Origin of the sequence: Caballeronia choica (assembly GCF_001544535.1) — a bacterium.
Taxonomy (GTDB): Bacteria; Pseudomonadota; Gammaproteobacteria; order Burkholderiales; family Burkholderiaceae; genus Caballeronia; species Caballeronia choica.
In genome coordinates this window covers 1-1,397 of sequence record NZ_FCON02000454.1, presented here as the reverse complement: position 1 = coordinate 1,397, position 1,397 = coordinate 1, and the positions used below count along the sequence as shown (strand labels likewise).

At 61.6% G+C, this 1,397-nt stretch carries 2 protein-coding genes; both read right to left on the bottom strand.

Translation table 11 applies throughout. The annotated features are described in order from the left end of the window. Nucleotides 1–706 (bottom strand): SDR family oxidoreductase (locus AWB68_RS44925; protein WP_087650453.1); only part of this gene is annotated, 706 nt, incomplete at its 3' end. Between the two features lie 112 nt (nucleotides 707–818). Next, the coding region (locus AWB68_RS44920) for a phosphotransferase family protein (RefSeq protein ID WP_143282063.1) at nucleotides 819–1,397 on the bottom strand (579 nt) is incomplete at its 5' end.

The following is a 1,397-nucleotide window of genomic DNA, read 5'->3' as shown; positions in this document are numbered from 1 at the left end:
CGGATACGAGATAGAGAACCGTTCCGGCCATCTCGCGCGGTTCGGCGTGCCGGCGCAGGGGAATGCGGTTCATCCACTGCTCGTAGATCGATTTCGTCTCAAACAGCGCGCCCGCAAACTTGGTCTTCGTCAACCCGGGGAGCAGCGCATTGACGCGGATGCCGAACGGGCCGCATTCCTTTGCAAACGCCTTCGTCATGCTCACCACCGCCGCCTTGCTGACGGAGTAAATGGCCTGCATGTCGCCCGGTTGGAGCGCGTTGATCGACGCGGTGTTGACGATCGCACCACCACCGTTTTCACGCATCAGGCTGCCCGCCTCGACTGACATGAAGAAATAGCCCCGGATATTCACCTCGACGGTCTTTTCATAGGCCGCCAGATCGGTGTCGAGGATGTGGCCAAAATACGGGTTGGCTGCCGCATTGTTCACGAGAATATCCAGCCGCCCGTGAACCGCGCGGATATGATCGAATGCGCGGGCGATGTCGTCCATGCGTCCCACATGGCACGCGAGTGCTTCCGCACTGCCTCCGGCGTCGCGGATCTTCGCCATCACCCCCTGACAGTCGTCGAGCTTGCGGCTTGAAACAATCACGTGCGCGCCCTGCTCGGCCAGCAACGTGGCGATCTCCTCGCCGATACCTCGGCTCGCCCCGGTCACCAGGGCGATCTTTCCAGTCAGATCAAAGAGATTGGTGCTCATCGGTGTCTACTCCCATGGTTCATGTAGTTCTTGTGGATTAATCCGGGCGTCGCCGCACGTGCCGCGACCACGCGCGATCGCGCCGATGCACGGTCGTGAGCAACGTCCGCTCTCAGGCCTCTTGCTCAATCAGACAGGCAGCCATCTGTGCGAGTTGACCCGCCATCGCGCCCACCTCGAGTGCACGCGCGTGAGACGCGTTACCCTTCAGCGCGCGCATCTTCACGCCTTGCGCGATCGCGGCGAGACGGAAGAAGCTGACTGCCAGATAAAAATGCCAGTTCGAGATCGACGGGATCCCGCGCAACGCGCAATACCGTTCGACCAGCGCCCTTTCCTCGGGCACGCCCAGCTCGGCCCGACTTTTGCCGTCAAGCCCGGTGATGGGACCATCCGACGGGAGCCGCAGGCACATGCAGAAATACGCCAGATCGGCGAGTGGGTCCCCGAGTGTCGAGAGCTCCCAATCGAGCAGCGCCCGCACGCGACAGGCGTGTTGGTCGAATATCAGGTTGTCGATGCGAAAGTCACCGTGAACCAGCGACGGCCGACCCTCTTGCGCCGGGCAATTGGCAGGCAACCAATCGATCAGCGCCTCCATGGCCTCCAGTCGCTCTGTTTCGGCAGTGCGATATTGCTTCGTCCACAGACTGATCTGACGTTCGAAATAGTTGCCCGCGCGCCCGTAGTC